Raw genomic sequence first — 17318 nt, 5'->3', positions numbered from 1 at the left:
TTTCAAGCGAGATCCCTCTTGCCCCCATCCTCCCAGGCGGGGATGCCGTGCATGCCAAGGGAGTAGGCAAGCTCGCCGCCATGGTGAAGATCGTGCTCCATTACGTGCCAGATGACCCAGCCGCGGGTCAGGTTGTAGACCTGCCCCTTCCACTCATCCTGGACCGTCGATTGCAGGTCTGCCAGCGTATAGCGCCTCAGGACATCCTGGATGACCTGCCACGTCTTCTCCAATCCGCTGACCAGCTCACTGGCCGAGCGCGGCGGACTGTCCGGTTGACCCCAGGTATCAAATATCGTGAGCTCTTCGCCGCCCTCTTCCAGATTATAATGGAACCAGCCTGCCCGCACGGCGATGATGTGGCACGCCAGTTCCCCAATTGAACGCAGGTTGGGCGCGGCCCGCAGCGCCAGCTGTTCCGGTGTGAGTCGAGCCAGGGTCGCGCTCAACTGGCTCTGATGATATTGCCAGCCTTCGGTAAAGAAGGCCAGAGTTTCACCTGTTTCACCCATGTTTGTCGCTCCTTCTTCCTCAATGATCCGCCTGACAGCGAATGAGAGTCCTGTCGAATCCTTCGGCACGTTACATCTCTTCCAAACTGTTCTCTGTCCAGCATCATTTTCCGGCAACAAACGTCCAGCTTTATTAACTCAAGATTATTTTGTCTGGGAGCGGATAAACCTTCCCATGTTCTCAAGCGATTGCTGTCCTTCGGGCGAGATAGAGGCGTAGAGCTGGAAAACGTGCCACATGCCCTCCCACTCGGTCAGTTCGACCGAAACGTGCGCTGCTCTGGCGTGTTCCGCGAGTTGAAGAGCGTCATCTAACAGGACTTCATCGCTTCCAACCTCGATCAGCAGAGGTGGAAAACCATGCAGATCTGCGTAGATGGGTGAAAGCAGTGGATTGTGCTTGTCTTCCGTGCCAGCATAGAAGTTCGCCAGATAGTTAATCCCGCTCCCAGAAAAGATAGGATCGACCGCGTCGCGTGTCGTTCGACTCTCAAGGGTGCCGGCGAGATCGGTCCAGGGAGAAAGGAGGACTACTCCTGCTGGCATGGGAAGGTGTTGATCACGCACAACTTGCAGCAAGGCAAGACTCAAACCGCCACCCGCAGAGTCGCCAGCAATCACAATATGCTCTGGTTTTGTCCCATGGGCCAGAAGCCAACTATAGGCGGTCAGGGCATCATCGAGCGCGGCAGGAAAGACATGTTCAGGCGCAAGACGATAGTCAACCTGCAAGCTACGGACCCCGGCCGCAGCGCTCAGGCGCGCGACGATTTCACGGTGTGAGGCGAGCGACCCGAGCATATACGCCCCCCCGTGGAAGAACAGCACCACGCGCTCCTGGTCAGCGCCCTGCGGACGTACCCATTCCGCAGGGATGCCATCGACATCCACGGACTCGACGCGAGTCCCTTCTGGCAAGGGAAGAGGATGCCCCACATAGGTTTCGACGAGCTTCTCAAAGGAAGCACGCTGCTCCGCTAGCGGCGCTGGTGCACCTTGAGCAGCCTTGAGGGCCAATAAGTCGGATCGAATCTGTAAGCTTTCTGGACTAGGCATCAGGAAATTCCCTCTTTCATATACATGTTTCTCAGATGAGTAGGTTACCCTCTCACTGGTACTTACTATAATTGAAAACCTTGTATCTTGTAAGAAGGAACTAAAAAGTGATAGACTTACCTCATGGTAACAAACAAGCAACAACAACAGCCTGATATTTTCCGGGCCGATTGCCTGTCGCGAAGTACGCTCCAATTGATCGCCAGTGAGTGGACACCTCTGGTCGTCTTCGCATTGGAAGAAGGCACGTTGCGATTCAGCCAGTTACTCAAGCGTATCGATGGCATTTCAACCAAGATGCTCACGCAGACCTTGCGGGCGATGGAACGCAATGGCCTGGTTCAACGCGTCGTCCATCCCGTCGTGCCTCCAGTCGTCGAATATTCCCTCACGCCTCTGGGACAAGCGCTGGTCGAACCCGTACACATGCTCCAGAGCTGGGCATATGAGCATTTGGAGGAGGTCGCGCGGGCGCGCATGGCCTATGACCAGGTCGATCATCCGCCCATCCAGGAAGAAACCATGACCCGTGTTCAACAGCGAGAGCAATGAAACACTCCCCACGGGTCAAAGTGTATATCCGCCCCTTCCACGAATCCTGGAGTCCTCCGCCATTCATACAATGGTGACACAACAAAAGATTGATGAACTTTATCTATGATAGCAAGGAGAGCTTCATGGAAACTGACCGCTTCTACCTGGAACTGGCGCTGAAGGAAGCAGAACAGGCAGCCCAGGAAGGAACCTATCCGATTGGCGCGCTCGTCGTTGGCCCGGATGGTATCATCATCAGTCGAGGCCATAACCGCGTCTACAGCTCTGGCGATTATACCGCTCATGCGGAAGTTGATGCTCTTCGCAGCGCGGGAGGAACGCTCATGGCGCCATCTCATCGCGGGAAATGCACTTTATATACAACGCTGGAGCCGTGCTTGATGTGCACCGGTGCTCTGCTCATGGCAAATATAGCGCGCGTCGTCTGGGCCATGAACGATCCCGACTATGGAGCGCTGCACGCACACTATCGAAACGGCGTCTATCCCGCCTTATTCGCTCCCCTTCTGTTGACAGCCGCACCAGAACCTATCATTGCGGATCGCGCGGATAAACTCATGCAACAATGGATCGCAGATCCAAAACCACAAAAAGTGCGCTTGACACAGGCGAAAGCATAAGAGATCTCGCATGAACATATCCCCGTAGCAGCAACTCTCAAGGTCGAAACTTTCGATTTAATTTCGTGCAAAACAAGCAAATATCACAGTACGTGCGGGGCTTGCCCCCGCTTTCTTCCTCGGTGCTCATCAATTCAAGCTTCTGCTGATGAAGGACGCCTTTCTTGTTGCTTTTCGAGCGGGGAGGGCAGAAGCGGGGGCAAGCCCCGCACGTACTGGGGTCGTGTTTCTTGTTGCTTGCTCTAAAGTTGAATAGATCGGCCCTTGTGGTTGCCTTGCCGCTTGCGGCCACTCAGCGCAGACCCATCTCGATCAGCAGGTCCTTCATCAGGTCAGGCCGGTTGGTGAAGAGGCCGTCGGCTCCCAACTCGATGAGTTGGCGCATCAGGACGGGCTCATCGATGGTCCAGTAGTAGAACTCCATGCCCCGGCGTTGTGCTCCCCGGAGCAGGACCGGGTCCTTGAGGTTGACGCCGCTCTGCTCATCTGGAACAGAGAGCACGCTGGAGCGACGACGATAGAGCCAGGGCAGGCGCGCCTTGTGGGACAGCACAAAGCCGGTGACTTCGGAGCGGCCGGCGCCAGTGATGACGCGACCACCGCTGACGCTCTGGAAGCGCCTGACTACCACGTCCACGAAAGATGAGACGATGACGCGCCGCTCCAGCTGATATTTCTGGATCAGTGCCCACAGCTTCGCCTCGATCTGTGAGGGTCCCTGCTTCGGGTAGGCGTCCTTGACCTCAAAGTGCAGGTAGTATCTGGAGCCATAGGCCTGGAACACCTCCTCCAGCGCCGGGATGTAGACGCCCTTGCTGCGATAGCTGTACAGTCCCTGCAGATCCTGGAAGTGGTAGCCGGCGTCCAGCTCCTGCAGCTCGGCCAGCGTAAAGCTATCGACGCGACCATGCCCGTTGGTGGTGCGATCCACCGTGGCGTCGTGGATGCCCACCAGGTGTCCATCCCGCGTCATATGCACGTCCACGTCCAGAAAATCGATGCCTCCGATGGCGTCGGCCACCGCGAAGGCCGCCATAGTATTGGTCGGCGCCAGCAGCTCGCCACCCTGGTGCGCGAAGATATATGGCCGGCGCAACCCCGGAAACAACGTCGATTCAGTCTCCATAAATAATCAAAACAATCCTTTAATTAGCCACCCCACGTGAGCGGCATTTTAAATATTTCTATATACGATGATACCATGCGCATGCTACACGAAAACGTTCAGGATTGCCGCGTGTAGGGGGCGAACAGTTGCTTCATGGCGCTCCCGCGCGCGACCTGCCACGGAGACAAGCCACCTTTGCCCCTGGCATTGGCGTCAGCTCCGCGTGAGAGGAGGAAGGACACCATCTCGGTTTTCCCGCATTTGACCGCGCGCTGCAGCGGGGTATCACCCTGTTTATCGCGTACCTCGATCGCCGCCCCACAGTCTAGCAACGCCTGCGCCACCTGCACGTTTCCGCGGCGCGCAGCCATGTGCAGCGCGCTGCAACGCCTGAGCTTTTCCTGGGCATCGAGATGAGCTCCTCCGTGAAAGAGGGCGCGTACAACATCGGCGCCAGCGGGTGCATGCAGCGCATTGCCGACATAATACAGGGGGTGCGCTCCAGGTCGTCCCGCGCGTTGGGATCAGCTCCCAGCTGGATCAGGAGCTCCACCGCGCCAGGACTCCCCTGGCCGGCTACATCGTGCAGCAGGGTGCGGCCAGCACCATAGGTCTGCGCGACCAGTCCGGGCGATCTGAGCAGTTCCAGGCGCGCATAATCCAGCAAGGCCGGCTGACCACTGCTTTGCAACAGCGCCAGGAAGCTCAGGAATGCCGCCCGGTCTCTGCTGAAACAGGCTTCAATGAGCGGACTCTGCAAGCTCTCCAGCACAGCGCCAACCCGTCCCAGGCGCAGGGCGGCGATCATCTCCTCAAGCGCCCGCAGTTCCTGCCAGCGCTGCCTGATCTCCCGTAGTTGCGGGCCCTCGTTGGGCGGCTCCAGAGAAGGGATGGGCGCATCCGGCGCCCCGGCGGGCTGATTGATGAGGAAAGCGGATGATTGCGCGAAGAACCAGTGTAAGGCGCCGCGGGTGGACTCCTCGATCCGCACGTCCGCCAGCGCTCGCTCCATTGCCCGCAGCCAGGCCACCCTCTCACGCTCCCCAATCGAGAAACGCTGATGGGCTTCGCGCAAGCTCAACGACCAGCGGCGCGGCTCATATTCACGCGGGCCGCCAAAGAACTGGGTGAAAAAGGCGGCCAGCGTCTTCGTGGGACACTCAAAGCTGGAAGAGTAGACAGCAAGGAGGATGGGATCTTCCCGCACCTGATCATAAAAGGCGGTCGCCAGCCGATGGCATCCCTCCCTTCCCCCAGTGCATGATACAGCTCATCACCTGATGTCGATGTAGGAGGCAGTAGTTCAGAATCCATTCCGGTTCCTTAATCCTTTCATAATAGGTCAACCTCATTAGCTGTTCTTATTATATCAACAAAAAACGGACGCCAATGAGCGAAGCGAACAATCCTCCCCGCACGAAAACGTCACCCCGTGGGTTCGGACCTCGTGACCAATACATTCAACATAACGAACGCAACAATAAAAGAGACAAACGTAGGTTCGGCCCTTGCAGCCGATTTTCCCTTCCCTATCCAATTATGTCCCTTAAACATGCCATGTTTGTTTACTTCACGTTCGGCGGGCATCATTGCGCGTGTAGGGGAAATCGGCCGCAAGGGCCGAACCCACGGGGTGACGTTTTCGTGCGGGAAGAGGTAATCGGCCGCAAGGGCCGAACCTACGTTATCGCTCTTATTGATCGTTTTATATCCGATGCGCTTACGGGCCGGGGGTGATAAATTTCTGATGTCTTTTTGATCATAATTTGATGCATCAATTTATTGTTTATTACGCTCCTGCGCCTTACACTTGTATCAACGTAGGAAAAGAGGAGTATTCCTGACTATTTTTCTATATATTCTTCCTGAAGGAGGGGTAAAGCATGCATCATATCTCAAGGGACACGCTGCGAGGTGTCCTGCTGACGCGTAGACCGCGCGGTCTGCTCTTGCGTGTCAGCGCGCTGTCGCTCTTAGTACTTGGGAGTCTCTTGATCGGGATCTTCCAGCCGCTGGCGGTGACGCACGCGGCCTCGTACTGTCAGGTGACGTATAGCGTGCCCAGCCAGTGGCCCGGCGGCTTCACCGGCAATATAGTTGTCCAGAATACCAGTTCATCGGCCTGGACGAGCTGGAAGCTGACCTTTAGCTTTGCCAGTAGCAACCAGACGGTGAGCCAGGGTTGGAACGGCAACTTCACGCAGTCAGGGCAGAACGTGACGGTGACCAATGTGGACTACAACGCGAACGTGGCCACCAATGGGACCGCCAATCCCGGCTTCAATGCCAGCTGGTCGGGCAGCAATCCAGCTCCGACCAATTTCGCGGTGAACGGCAACCCATGCAACGGTTCTTCGTCCAACCCTACTCCGACACCCGCTCCTCCGACTCCCACACCGGGCACCACTCCCACACCTGTTCCTCCTACCCCCACACCGACCGGGACGCCAACACCTCCGGGAACGCATGTGGACAATCCCTACGCGGGGGCCAAAGGTTATATCAATCCCGATTGGGCCAATGAGGTGACGACGGCGGCCAACACTAAAGGCGGCACGCTCGGTACCCAGATGACGAAGGTGGCTAACAATTCAACGGCCGTCTGGCTCGATCGCATCGCGGCCGTCACTGGTGGCACCGGCGTGACACGCACGCTGTCTGGGCACCTGGACGCGGCGCTACAGCAGGCCAGCACCAGCAACCAGCCGATCGTGATTACGCTGGTCATCTATGATCTGCCGGATCGCGATTGCTCGGCCTACGCATCCAACGGCGAGCTGTCGGTCTCTAACAACGGCCTGGCCATCTATGAGTCGCAGTACATCGATCCGATCGCATCTATCCTGAGCCAGTCCAGGTACAGCAACCTGCGCATCGCCACGGTCATCGAGCCCGACTCGCTGCCCAATCTGGTGACCAACCTGAGCGTGCCCAAGTGCGCCGAGGCCAATTCGAGCGGCGCCTACGTCAAGGGCATCCAGTACGCCCTCAACAAGCTGCACGCCATCTCCAACGTCTACAACTACATCGATATCTCACACTCCGGCTGGCTCGGCTGGTCCAGCAACTTCCAGCCCTCCGTCGACCTGATCTCCAACACGATCAAGGGGACGACTGCCGGCGTCAATAGCGTCGATGGCTTTATCAGCGACACGGCCAACTATACGCCAACCCACGAGCCCTACATGACCGCCAACCAGCAGGTCGGCGGCAATCCGGTGCGCTCCGCCAGTTTCTATCAGTGGAACCAGTACATCGACGAAGCCACCTATGACACCGATATGCGCAACGCCTTTATCGCCGCGGGCTTCCCGAGCAGCATCGGCATGCTGATCGACACCTCCCGCAACGGTTGGGGTGGTCCCGGCCGGCCGGGCGGCGCCAGCAGCTCGACCGACCTGAACACCTTCGTCAACGCCAGCAAGATCGATCAGCGCTACGATCGCGGCAACTGGTGCAACCAGACCGCCGGCATCGGAGCCCGGCCAACCGCCAGCCCGGCCCCAGGCTTCGACGCCTACGTCTGGATCAAGCCTCCCGGCGAATCCGACGGCACCAGTGACAAAACCCAAACCACTCCGGACAGCGAGGGCAAGCAGTTCGACACCATGTGTGATCCCAATGGCACCAGCCGCTACAATTCGGCTGTCCCGACCGGCGCCCTCCCCAACGCCCCCGATGCCGGCCACTGGTTCGAGTCCGAATTCGAGATCCTCGTCCAGAACGCCTACCCCACCTTCTAACTCTTCCGCCCGGAGCCGGCCTCTCGGGTGGGAGAGGCCGGCTCCCCCCTTCCCTCTCGCCATCATACGTTCGGACCTTGCGTCCAATGGGAGGGAGCGGGATCTATGACTGGAGCATGACGAGGGCGTGCTTGTCAGGGGATTGCACACCGAAGATGTTGCCGAAGGGCATCTGGACGATGGGAGTGGTGCCGGCCCCACGGGCAGTGAGCGTGGTGTGAAGCTCATTGATGTCGTCAGGCTTGAAATAGAGCTCGATAGTACCAGCGGGCGGCGTGTTATTGCCGACCAGGCTGAGGCCGAAACCGATCCTCTGCTCGTTACCGATCAGGCCGCGAAACATAGGGCCACTCTGCTCAGGATTGGCCTTAAAACCCAGTGCTTCGGTGAAGTATTTGAACGATTCCTCAAGGTCTGAGACGTAGAAAACCACAAAGTCGAGTACTGGCATAGTAGACATGTTCATTTCTCCTTGTTTCATCATTTCAAGAATCTTGATCAATTTGTGCTGCTTTTAGCAGCTCGCGTTTGTCTATACCAGTAGTGTAGCGCATGGTTGTGACAGCATTATGGCAACAGCATTTTCACTTGATGGGAATATTCTCAATCTGATAGTTCTGCAACATGTGTTGAGCTTCCCGGGCCAGCAGGTCGCGCAGCGAGGCGGGTTCGAGGATCCTGACGTGGCGGCCCCAGCTGAGCAGCCATTGCAGGATCTCGCGCTCCTGGCGCACCTTGAGCGTGACGAGCAGACCTTCAGCGACCTCTTCTTCGTCCGTGACGTAGTAGGAGCGTCCCTCATGTACCCAGCGGGCAACCTCACGATCGAAGAGGGCACGCGCGGTCATGCTGCGCTGCTGGTCACGCTCGCGCTGGCTGATACTGACGCTGGCGGGCCGCACAAAGGTGCGCGGCAGCAGTTGCAGGTCCTCCATACGATCCAGGCGGAAGTTGCGGATATCCTGGCGCAGGTGGCAGTAGGCGGTCAGGTGCCAGGCGCTCATGATATAGACCAGGCCGTAGGGATCGGCCTCGCGCGTCTGGGGTTCGCTCTGCTCGTGGCTGCGGTGTCGGCTGTGATAGCTGAATCGAATGGTGTTGCGATCGAGCAGCGCCCGGCGCAACAGCTGCAGAGTCGTCTGCTCCCCGTCATCAAGTGCCGAGAGGGGGCCGATGAAGAGAATGTTGCTCTGCAGATACTGCACGTCGGCGCGCAGGGACCCGGGGAGGACGCCCTCGATCTTGCGCATGGCCGCTTCGGCGGCGGCTCGATACTGGGCGTCAAAGTTTTTGGCCATGAAGTTGCCGCCGAGCAGCAGCATGGTCGCCTCCTCGCTCGTAAAGCTGAGCGGCGGCAAGAAATAGCCCTTCATCAGCGAGTAGCCCTGACCCGGCACGGAGACGATGGGGACGCCCGCCTCGCACAGGGCCAGAATATCACGATAGATCGTGCGTTTGCTGGTCTCAAAGGTCTGCGCCAGGTCCTCGGCGCGCTGCCGCCCCCTACGCTGCAGTTCAAGCACAATCGCTAACAACCGATCAGTCTTATTCATCGCTCACTTCCACCTCAAACTTTCCAAATTTTGTCAGGCCCAACCACCAACGAAAGTACCTATCTCATCGCATGGGTGAGATTAAATGATACAATGCTTTTTTATGCTCCATTTCAATCTATAAATCTAACATCCCTTTATGTCTACCCCCAGATGCAATGAAAGAGGGCGCATGCAGATGGATCAATCTCAAAATGACCAGAATATTCTGTTGATGATGTTGGGACAGATGGGTATATCAATCAATAGTGAAATACCGATAGTGGATGGGCAGTGGACGTTTCTACAAGATGGTACACAGGTGATCGCCCATTTCGATGCGGCTTCATCTTTTCTCACTACACTCTATTTAACGGCCGATACACTTGTTATTCCAGCCGAACTCAATCAGCTAGTACATATAGAGGATCTGCGCCTGTGGGGGCGCGAGTCGATCACACTACCAGACGACCTGACGCAGCTTATCAAGCTGCAGCGACTACAGATGGCGTGCGCGACGGTGCCGGTTCTACCGTCTTCGCTGGTCCGACTGCCGAAGCTGCGCTCGCTGACACTATCCGGCTACAGCTACTGGACCCGGTTGCCCGAGACGCTCTGGCAGCTGAAGCAGCTTACATCGTTGACGGTGGGACAGTGCCAGCTCCAGACGCTGCCCGCAGAACTGGGCCAGCTACGCAAGCTGCGCCAGCTCTCGCTGCGCGAGTGTGGTCTGCAGGGGCTGCCCGACGAGCTGGGACGCTTAACCTGGTTGAAACAGCTCTACCTCAACCAGAATGAGCTGCAGGCCGTGCCCGCGACGATCGGCAATCTGACACGGCTGCGCCTGCTGCGCCTGGAGAACAATCGCCTGCGCACGCTGCCAGACGAGCTGCGCTCGCTCACCCGGTTGGAAGAACTGGCCCTGACTGGCAATCCCCTGCAGCAGCTACCCGAGGGCCTGGGAGAGCTGACACGGCTACATACGCTGCTGGCCTCCACGCGCGCCTTCCCCTACGCGATAGCCCGGCTGATGAAGCTCCGCACCCTCTACCTGAGCAACCTGAACATGGGAGAGGAAGAGGTCGCCGCTGAGGAGTGGGCAAGCGCCATCGGCCAGCTGCCGCGCCTGCGCTACCTGTCCCTTGAGAATTGTAAACTCCCCGTGCTGCCCGCCAGCGTGGGGCTGTGGCGCAGCGTCCAGGAGCTTGATCTGCGCCGTAACCAGCTGCAGACCCTGCCTCCTCAGGTAGGCAACTGGACGCAGCTGCGGGTGCTCTACCTGGCCTTCAATCCCCTGCACTCCCTTCCAGACGAGGTGGGACGGTGGTCGCGGCTCTCCAGGCTGCAGGCCATGCGCACCCGGCTACAGGCCCTGCCGAAGACCGTCGGTGGCTGGCGCAAGCTGAGTGAACTGGTCATCAGCGACAGCCTGCTCGAAACGCTTCCAGAGGAGGTGGGACGGTGGAGTGAGCTGCAGCAGCTCTACGCACACAAAAATCGCCTGACCGCTCTCCCCGCCAGCGTGGGACACTGGAGCCAGCTGCGCATGCTGCGCCTGAACGGCAACCGCCTGACCACCCTCCCCACCACCGTTTCCAGCTGGCAGCAGCTGGAAGAGCTCATCCTGACCACTAACAGACTATACGAATTGCCGGACGGGATGGGACAACTCACGCAGCTGCGCGACCTGCAATTAGCCAACAACTGCCTGCACATGCTGCCCGCCCAGCTCGGCGAGCTCCACCACCTGCACACGCTCAACGTCATGCAGAACGCCCTGACCGCGCTCCCGGTCGAGATCGCCCGGCTCAGCACGCTCGAGCACCTGCACCTGTATGGCAATCCGCTGGCCGAAGCTCCAACCGCGCTCCAAAGCCAGCTCGTTAATTGCGACATACACATTTAAAAACACGAATATTGTTATTTCGTTGATAACCGTAGGTTCGGCCCTCGCGGCCGATTTCCTCTTCACGTACCAAACGCGAAGGGGAGGTGGGCGAACGTTACATGTGTAAGAGGTATAATCGGACGGCGAGGAGAAATCGGCCGCAAGGGCCGAACCTACGGTACCCGAACGAGAAATATGAGGAGAGCATATATATGAGAGATACCTGGGGGAGGCGCCATCACGTCCTCCAATTGGATCACACAACCATCGAACAGCTGCTGCAGCCTGTGCTCGCCGGTGGCTCGATCGCCTCGGCCGAGCTGCTGAGCGCGGGACGCAACAATACGCTGTACAAGATCACGGCCGAGGGTCGAGAAGAGCCGCTGGTACTGCGCCTGTTCCAGGATGATCCCGGCGCGTGCAAGAAAGAGGTTGAGCTCTACAATCTGCTGCACGCACGTGTGCCGATGGCGGAGATCCTGCACGCCGATCCCGAGGGTCGCGCCCATGGCTATCCCTATGCCGTGACGCGCTGGGTCGAGGGCATGCTGGTCGAGGATATTCTGGCGGGCAAGGCACAGGCAGACCTGTCCCCGGTCGGCTACAGCGCCGGCGAGGCGCTGGCGGCGATCGGCTCCTATACCTTTGCCCATCCGGGCTTCTTCCACGACGGTCTGCAGCTCGACGACTGGGGAGATAATGCGGAAGAGATCGTGGTAGACGAGCCAAAGGGATACCAGGCATACATATCCTCCTGCCTCTTTCCCGGCAAGGGTGAGCGCTGGCTGGGTCCCGAACTCACGGCGCGCCTGTGGCAGCTGGTCAGAGAGAACGCCCACCTGCTGCAGGTGACCGGGACGAACCGCTCACTGGTGCATGCCGACTTCGGTGGTTCCAACCTCCTCGTCCGACCGCAGGGGAATGGACGCGTCCAGCTCGCCGCCGTCCTCGACTGGGAGTTCGCCTTCGTCGGCTCCTCCCTCTTCGACCTGGGCAACCTATTCCGCTACGAATGGCTCATCCCCCAGGAATTCGAGGCCGCCTGCCTGCGTGGCTACACCGACAATGGAGGAGTGCTACCTCCAAACTGGAAGAAGATCACCAAACTCTTCGACCTGATCAACATCTGCACCTTCCTGCAGTCTAGCGAGCCGCGCGGGACCCTGATCGACGACATGATCACGCTGGTCAACTGGACCCTCGACCATTGGGATACCTATGAGGAGGCTTAGGGAGATTCCTTGAGGATGCCGTCGTAAATCTCTGCCAGCGATAATTCCAGGTCGAGTTGCTCCAGGTGGATGATCTGCATGCCTATGAAGACTTCTTGTCGCCAGCCGCTGCTTTTCCGGTACACTTCGACATAGCGGGCCATCTGGCTGACCAGTATGTATACTCCCAGCGTGGGACAGCGCCGGTAGCGGGCGAACTTCTCGTTCCTGTCGTACGCTTCTGTGCTGGGCGAGAGCACCTCAACGACGATCAAAGGGGAGCGAATCTTGAAGGGCTTCGCGTATGCATCATCATCCCAATCGCCGCCATTCCAGGTTAGCACAACATCAGGAACGACCGAGAGGCGATCAGGAATCGCCACGTACTGATCGCGGTGGGTATGGCCGGGTCTACGCCTCCCCAGCTGCTCGGAGAGCAGCAGATCGATGCGCGACGAGAGCGCGCTATGCTTGGGACTGGAGCCGGTCATGTTATAAGCGATGCCGCCGATAAGTTCGTAGCGATACGGACTTTCAGCCTGAATAAGCTGCCCAAAGGCTTCCTCCGTCATCGGAATGCCATGAACGGCTATATATTCATCGTCCTGTTGAGGATCAAGTGCCACCATTTAATCTACTTCCCTCCACGACTTCTCACCCGATACCCAGAGTACAGCATACTGATCAGTATAAACGATTTGCCACCAGAAAGTGGCTGGGAACTGTAGATTAGCAAAGCAAACGGCTATTCAGTAGCGAGCAAACGCAGGCGCTCGCGGTCCAGCACGACGGCGCGTCCCTGGTGCATCTCGATGGCGCCAGTTGCCTCCAGCTCTTTGAGGGAGCGGCCTACGACTTCACGCGCCGTACCCGCCAGTGCCGCCATCTCTTGCTGCGTCAAATGATAGGAGTGGTTGGACTGCTGGGAGGCGACCTCCTGATCCAGGAGGATTTTGGCTACGCGGGCCGTGACATGGCGCAGGGAGAGGTCTTCGACCAGCGCGACAAGATGACGCAGCGCGCCCGTGAGCGAGTGTACTACGGCCTCGGCCACCTCGGGTCGGGTCATGATCAGGGTGCGCAGATCGGCGCGCCGGATAACATACACGTTGCTCCGTTCCATAGCCGCCGCGCTGGCGGGATTGGGGCCGCCATCAAGCGCGGGCACATCGTTGAAGGTGTGACCGGCTGAGATCATGCGCAGAACCTGCTCCTTGCCACTGGGCGAGGTCTTAAAGACTTTGACCAGGCCTGAATGCACATAGTGCAGCGCTCCACCCAGGTCCCCTTCCAGCAAAATAAGGTCGCCGCGCTCATACGAACGTTCCTGTGTCATTGCCGCCACCTGCGCCAGATCCTCCTGATTGAGTTGCGCGAAGAGCGGGATGTGGCGTAGCACATCAAGATCGATGGGCATAAGATCTATCCTTCCAAATCCGACTTTACGGGCGTGATCTGAAGGAAAAGATAGCAGAAGAGAGCTGGCATTGTCAATCTGGCGATTTGAGAGCAGGTTGCGACTTTTGTCACGGCACCATGCCCCTCCCCTGATCTATATTTGAGACATGAACACGTTGACCCTCTTTACAGCGAGAGGCCCGCACGGGGAGGGTTAAACGGGATAGAAGAACAGCATAGTGCCGCGATATAGCATGAGAAAGAAAGAGAGATAAAGACCATGACTCAGCAGACAACACGTTGTAAGGCAGAATCGGTAACCGTCCTGGATGTGCGAGAAGAACTGGCCAACGGGGGCGAGCCCTTCGTGCGCATCATGGAGGCGGCCGGCGCCGTCCAGCCCGGCGGCATCCTCGTCGTTATCGCGCCCTTTGAACCGCTGCCGCTGTACGAAGTCCTCGGCGCACTAGGGTTCACTCATCAAACAGCGATGGTTACCCCCGACACCTGGGCGGTCCGCTTCGCGGCGGCGAAATAACCAGAGATACGATTCCATATTCACAACATGGGGTAAATATAATGACAAGCACACACCATCAACCAGAACAACATCATCAGCAGGTTGCGGAAGCAACGGGGGAAGCATCGGGTAAGATGATCGTCTTCAGCATCAAGGAGCCAGCGAGCGTGCCCGAGGAGCATCCATCTGTTCAGGTACTGTCAGATATCGGGGCGGCTCGCCTGGTGTTGTTTTCCTTCAAGGCTGGACAGCAATTGAAAGAACATAAAACATCCAGTCAGATCATCGTGCAGGCGATCTGTGGCAGCATAGAATTTACGGCTAACGCTTCACAAACTACCTTGCGGACCGGCATGGTACTTCAGCTAGAAATGAACGTTCCCCATAGCATCATCGCCCTCACAGATGCGCAGGTCCTGGTCACGATGGTACCCAGCCCATCGTCCCATAGCCTGCAACGCGAGGTCTTCCAGAATCAGCAACCCCTGGTCATGCGCACCGCCGAAGCCGAGAAACAAGAACCCTCGTCGTAGGTGTCGGGCTTGCCCCGACTTTTCGGGCTTGCCCCGACTTGGAGCTCCGCGCCCCAGGCCGGGGCGAGCCTGGCACCTACCAGGAGCGTGCCAGGCCGAAAATGCGCTGTACGGTATGCATGATGTGGCGGAAGAGCAGCAGGAAAAGGATTACGAACAGGACCACGCCGATGAACATTACGGCGGGCGCCAGCAGCGTGAGGACGACACCCAGGACCGTAATGATATCCTCGACGATGCTAAGGGCGATGCTGGAGAGGTCCGCGGTGAAGAGCGCGGCGCCCCCGCGAATGCTCATCTTGGTAAGATGTACGGCCCCGGCCAGCAGGAAGCCCGCCACGGCCATCAGGAAGATCAGCAGGCCAGAGTTGACGGCCTGGTTGATGGCGCCAACAACGCCCGGCTGCAATCCCATGAGCGCGCCCATGTGCCCCGAGAGCAGGACCGACTGCGCGCCCGGCAAACCCGCGACGCCGGTCTGGTTAGTCATGGCGGCGGCGATGAACGCGCCAGCGATCGGTCGGATGGCGGTATGGACCGCGTTCCAGAGGTGATTGCCGACCAGGATCTTATCCATTACCAGGTCGGCGATGGTCAGGATCGCCATGGCGATGATAAACCAGTCCTGCCCGATAAACGTGAAGTGGGGATTGATCGTGCAGAGATGGAACCAACGATGCGCGCACGCCAGAATCAGCAGCGGCATGTAGGCGTTGATGCCGGTGATCCCGGCCAGCCCCAGAGCGGTCCCGAGCGTGGTCGTAGTCAGCATAGTCAGGCCGGAGGCCGAGCAAATATTCATATGTATTGATCCTCAACCGTATATATTTTCCACCTGGCCGTGGATTAATTCAGCTATATATAATACGTTTCTACACGGATGAATCGCCAGACGCTCCCCGTAGGTTCGGCCCTCGCGGCCGATTTCTCCTCGGGTGAATCACCCCGTAGATTCGGCCCTCGCGGCCGATTTCTCCTCGGGTGAATCACCCCGTAGATTCGGCCCTCGCGGCCGATTTCTCCTCCCGCATGAATATGCATCTCACATGCGTTTCCGTGGTCCTCGCGTTTGGTGGGTGTTAACGTGCGTGGAGAGGAAATCGGCCGCGAGGGCCGAACCTACGGTGTTCGTTTAACTCCCAAAAAACGCGGGCGGATGCTTACATAAGCATCCGCCCGCGAGGGAGCATTGATGGCGAATTTAGAGGCGATAGCCCTCCTCGCCGTGTACGGCGATATCCAGTCCTTTCTCTTCGTCGGCGGCGGAGACGCGCAGGCCGAGCGGAGCCAGGATCTTCAGCAGCAGGAAGGTGAGGATGAAGGAGTAGGCCATGGTGACCACAACGGCCAGGATCTGCGTCCAGAGTTGGCCGGGATTGCCGAAGAGCAGGCCGTTGTTACCGGCGCTGTTAATCGCTTTCTCGGCGAAGAGTCCGGTCAGGATGGCGCCGGTGACGCCGCCCATGCCGTGGGCCGCCCAGACGTCCAGGGTGTCGTCGATGCGGATCCATTTGTTGCGAATGAAGAGCATGACGTAGGTGACGACGCCAGCGCCGATACCGATGGCGATACTGGCGACGGGTCCGACAAAGCCACTGGCCGGGGTGATGGCAACCAGGCCGCAGACAGCTCCGGTCGCGGTCGCCATGGCGCTGGGTTTCTTATGCTCGGCCCAGCTCAGGGCCATCCAGGTCAGGGCAGCAGCGGCGGCGGCTGTATTGGTAACAACGAATGCACTCACAGCCAGGGGCGAGGCGGCCAGGGCGCTACCGGCGTTGAAGCCGAACCAGCCAAACCAGAGCAGTCCGGCACCCAGCAGAACGAAGGGGACGTTGTTGGAGGCCAGGGGCTCACCCTGCTGCATGTTGCGGCGCTTGCCAATGACGATGGCCGAGGCCAGGCCCGCGAAGCCGGCGCTGATATGTACGACGGTGCCACCGGCGAAGTCGAGGGCGCCCATGTTGTGGAGCCAGCCACCGGTGCCCCAGACCCAGTGGGCGATGGGATCATAGACCAGGGTGGTCCAGGCCAGGACGAAGATGACCAGGGTGCGGAAACGGATGCGCTCAACGAAGGAGCCAATGATCAGAGCAGGGGCGATGATGGCGAACATGGCCTGGAAGATCATGAAGGCCAGGTGTGGAATGGTGGGGGCGTAGACACTGGGCGCGTAACCAACACCGCGCAGACCCGCGTAGTTCAAGCCACCAATCACGCCACCGATGTCGTTGCCGAACACCAGGCTGTATCCGAGAAATACCCACTGCACACTCACGATCGCCAGGATCAACAGCGTTTGCTTGATCACGCTGACCACGTTCTTGCTGGTCACCATGCCACCATAGAAAAAGCCAACCGCCGGCGTCATGACCATTACCAGGGCCGCCGAGGTCAGCACCCAGGCCGTATCACCCGTGTTGATGGCCTTGCTGTTGAACGCGCCGGCCGAAGCGCCCGCGAAGAAGGTCGACGCATAGCCGACGATCACACCCAGGCCCAGAAGCACAACAAGCTGAATGATGAATATCCGATTGCGGGACACAGCTTTCTTTACCGCTATGGGGGTAGCTTCCGTTGTTATCATCTGTTTCCGCTCACTTTCTCACTACAAATAGATGATGCCTTGTAATCCACGTCCAGGA

Annotated in this window: 17 protein-coding genes and 1 pseudogene; 7 read left to right on the top strand and 11 right to left on the bottom strand. The window is 58.5% G+C overall.

Translation table 11 applies throughout. The features are described from left to right. Positions 1-2 precede the first annotated feature (2 nt). Together AABA21_RS36180 and AABA21_RS36175 are read right to left on the bottom strand one after the other, a co-directional pair. The gene (locus AABA21_RS36180; RefSeq protein ID WP_338257700.1) at positions 3-512 is read right to left on the bottom strand and encodes a DinB family protein; all 510 of its coding nucleotides are present in this window, start codon (positions 510-512) and stop codon (positions 3-5) included. Positions 513-656: 144 nt separating this feature from the next. Then, complete coding sequence (locus AABA21_RS36175; protein ID WP_338257698.1) at positions 657-1568, bottom strand: alpha/beta hydrolase; 912 nt, start codon at positions 1566-1568, stop codon at positions 657-659. Positions 1569-1691: 123 nt separating this feature from the next. Between AABA21_RS36175 and AABA21_RS36170 the strand changes: the two genes are divergently transcribed. Together AABA21_RS36170 and AABA21_RS36165 are read left to right on the top strand one after the other, a co-directional pair. Further along, positions 1692-2120: a winged helix-turn-helix transcriptional regulator gene (locus AABA21_RS36170; protein ID WP_338257696.1), complete on the top strand. Its 429-nt coding sequence runs from the start codon at positions 1692-1694 to the stop codon at positions 2118-2120. A gap of 125 nt (positions 2121-2245) precedes the next feature. Further along, the gene (locus AABA21_RS36165) at positions 2246-2743 is read left to right on the top strand and encodes a nucleoside deaminase (protein WP_338257695.1); all 498 of its coding nucleotides are present in this window, start codon (positions 2246-2248) and stop codon (positions 2741-2743) included. Positions 2744-3035: 292 nt separating this feature from the next. Here AABA21_RS36165 and AABA21_RS36160 read toward each other — a convergent pair whose 3' ends face one another. The 3 genes and pseudogenes from AABA21_RS36160 to AABA21_RS36150 all read right to left on the bottom strand — a co-directional run. Beyond that, positions 3036-3869: a glycerophosphodiester phosphodiesterase family protein gene (locus AABA21_RS36160; RefSeq protein ID WP_338257693.1), complete on the bottom strand. Its 834-nt coding sequence runs from the start codon at positions 3867-3869 to the stop codon at positions 3036-3038. Between the two features lie 98 nt (positions 3870-3967). Further along, positions 3968-4321 carry an ankyrin repeat domain-containing protein gene (locus tag AABA21_RS36155; RefSeq protein WP_338258527.1) on the bottom strand — a complete coding sequence of 118 codons (354 nt, stop codon included), beginning with the start codon at positions 4319-4321 and terminating at the stop codon, positions 3968-3970. Positions 4322-4368: 47 nt separating this feature from the next. Next, positions 4369-5094 (bottom strand): annotated as a pseudogene (locus AABA21_RS36150) (globin domain-containing protein); the annotation flags it as partial. A gap of 640 nt (positions 5095-5734) precedes the next feature. On the opposite strand from AABA21_RS36150, the gene AABA21_RS36145 reads away from it, so the two are divergent. Further along, on the top strand, positions 5735-7594 hold the full coding sequence (locus AABA21_RS36145; RefSeq protein WP_338257691.1) for a glycoside hydrolase family 6 protein: 1860 nt from the start codon (positions 5735-5737) through the stop codon (positions 7592-7594). Positions 7595-7697: 103 nt separating this feature from the next. On the opposite strand, the gene AABA21_RS36140 is transcribed toward AABA21_RS36145, so the two are convergent. Continuing rightward, on the bottom strand, positions 7698-8054 hold the full coding sequence (locus AABA21_RS36140) for a VOC family protein (RefSeq protein WP_338257689.1): 357 nt from the start codon (positions 8052-8054) through the stop codon (positions 7698-7700). A gap of 124 nt (positions 8055-8178) precedes the next feature. Beyond that, entirely contained in the window at positions 8179-9147 is a 969-nt protein-coding gene (locus AABA21_RS36135; protein WP_338257687.1) for a helix-turn-helix transcriptional regulator, read from the bottom strand. Between the two features lie 178 nt (positions 9148-9325). On the opposite strand from AABA21_RS36135, the gene AABA21_RS36130 reads away from it, so the two are divergent. Both AABA21_RS36130 and AABA21_RS36125 read left to right on the top strand, forming a co-directional pair. Beyond that, positions 9326-11032: a leucine-rich repeat domain-containing protein gene (locus AABA21_RS36130; protein WP_338257685.1), complete on the top strand. Its 1707-nt coding sequence runs from the start codon at positions 9326-9328 to the stop codon at positions 11030-11032. A 194-nt stretch (positions 11033-11226) separates the two neighbouring features. Beyond that, positions 11227-12246: a phosphotransferase family protein gene (locus tag AABA21_RS36125; RefSeq protein ID WP_338257684.1), complete on the top strand. Its 1020-nt coding sequence runs from the start codon at positions 11227-11229 to the stop codon at positions 12244-12246. Here AABA21_RS36125 and AABA21_RS36120 read toward each other — a convergent pair. Both AABA21_RS36120 and AABA21_RS36115 read right to left on the bottom strand, forming a co-directional pair. Beyond that, positions 12243-12854 (bottom strand): Uma2 family endonuclease, encoded by a 612-nt coding sequence (locus AABA21_RS36120; protein ID WP_338257682.1) that lies wholly within the window; start codon positions 12852-12854, stop codon positions 12243-12245. The two genes, AABA21_RS36125 and AABA21_RS36120, sit on opposite strands and share 4 nt — an antisense overlap. A gap of 116 nt (positions 12855-12970) precedes the next feature. Continuing rightward, the gene (locus AABA21_RS36115; protein WP_338257681.1) at positions 12971-13642 is read right to left on the bottom strand and encodes a Crp/Fnr family transcriptional regulator; all 672 of its coding nucleotides are present in this window, start codon (positions 13640-13642) and stop codon (positions 12971-12973) included. Between the two features lie 261 nt (positions 13643-13903). On the opposite strand from AABA21_RS36115, the gene AABA21_RS36110 reads away from it, so the two are divergent. Next, positions 13904-14161 carry a DUF2249 domain-containing protein gene (locus tag AABA21_RS36110; protein ID WP_338257680.1) on the top strand — a complete coding sequence of 86 codons (258 nt, stop codon included), beginning with the start codon at positions 13904-13906 and terminating at the stop codon, positions 14159-14161. Positions 14162-14202: 41 nt separating this feature from the next. Then, complete coding sequence (locus tag AABA21_RS36105; RefSeq protein ID WP_338257678.1) at positions 14203-14676, top strand: cupin domain-containing protein; 474 nt, start codon at positions 14203-14205, stop codon at positions 14674-14676. A gap of 76 nt (positions 14677-14752) precedes the next feature. On the opposite strand, the gene AABA21_RS36100 is transcribed toward AABA21_RS36105, so the two are convergent. Together AABA21_RS36100 and AABA21_RS36095 are read right to left on the bottom strand one after the other, a co-directional pair. Next, positions 14753-15478, bottom strand: coding sequence for a DUF4126 domain-containing protein (locus AABA21_RS36100; protein ID WP_338257676.1), 726 nt, complete (start codon positions 15476-15478; stop codon positions 14753-14755). Positions 15479-15877: 399 nt separating this feature from the next. Continuing rightward, on the bottom strand, positions 15878-17260 hold the full coding sequence (locus AABA21_RS36095) for an ammonium transporter (protein ID WP_338257675.1): 1383 nt from the start codon (positions 17258-17260) through the stop codon (positions 15878-15880). Positions 17261-17318 lie beyond the last annotated feature (58 nt).

It is taken from the genome of Dictyobacter halimunensis (assembly GCF_036245075.1).
Note: the sequence above shows the minus strand (reverse complement) of the source record. Positions and strands in the feature narration are given on the sequence as shown.

Bases quoted from the DNA above. Each gene is read 5' to 3' on its own strand.
- AABA21_RS36180 (WP_338257700.1), bottom strand. From the start codon at position 512: ATGGGTGAAACAGGTGAAACTCTGGCCTTCTTTACCGAAGGCTGGCAA.
- AABA21_RS36175 (WP_338257698.1), bottom strand. From the start codon at position 1,568: ATGCCTAGTCCAGAAAGCTTACAGATTCGATCCGACTTATTGGCCCTC.
- AABA21_RS36170 (WP_338257696.1), top strand. From the start codon at position 1,692: ATGGTAACAAACAAGCAACAACAACAGCCTGATATTTTCCGGGCCGAT.
- AABA21_RS36165 (WP_338257695.1), top strand. From the start codon at position 2,246: ATGGAAACTGACCGCTTCTACCTGGAACTGGCGCTGAAGGAAGCAGAA.
- AABA21_RS36160 (WP_338257693.1), bottom strand. From the start codon at position 3,869: ATGGAGACTGAATCGACGTTGTTTCCGGGGTTGCGCCGGCCATATATC.
- AABA21_RS36145 (WP_338257691.1), top strand. From the start codon at position 5,735: ATGCATCATATCTCAAGGGACACGCTGCGAGGTGTCCTGCTGACGCGT.
- AABA21_RS36140 (WP_338257689.1), bottom strand. From the start codon at position 8,054: ATGTCTACTATGCCAGTACTCGACTTTGTGGTTTTCTACGTCTCAGAC.
- AABA21_RS36135 (WP_338257687.1), bottom strand. From the start codon at position 9,147: ATGAATAAGACTGATCGGTTGTTAGCGATTGTGCTTGAACTGCAGCGT.
- AABA21_RS36130 (WP_338257685.1), top strand. From the start codon at position 9,326: ATGGATCAATCTCAAAATGACCAGAATATTCTGTTGATGATGTTGGGA.
- AABA21_RS36125 (WP_338257684.1), top strand. From the start codon at position 11,227: ATGAGAGATACCTGGGGGAGGCGCCATCACGTCCTCCAATTGGATCAC.
- AABA21_RS36120 (WP_338257682.1), bottom strand. From the start codon at position 12,854: ATGGTGGCACTTGATCCTCAACAGGACGATGAATATATAGCCGTTCAT.
- AABA21_RS36115 (WP_338257681.1), bottom strand. From the start codon at position 13,642: ATGCCCATCGATCTTGATGTGCTACGCCACATCCCGCTCTTCGCGCAA.
- AABA21_RS36110 (WP_338257680.1), top strand. From the start codon at position 13,904: ATGACTCAGCAGACAACACGTTGTAAGGCAGAATCGGTAACCGTCCTG.
- AABA21_RS36105 (WP_338257678.1), top strand. From the start codon at position 14,203: ATGACAAGCACACACCATCAACCAGAACAACATCATCAGCAGGTTGCG.
- AABA21_RS36100 (WP_338257676.1), bottom strand. From the start codon at position 15,478: ATGAATATTTGCTCGGCCTCCGGCCTGACTATGCTGACTACGACCACG.
- AABA21_RS36095 (WP_338257675.1), bottom strand. From the start codon at position 17,260: ATGATAACAACGGAAGCTACCCCCATAGCGGTAAAGAAAGCTGTGTCC.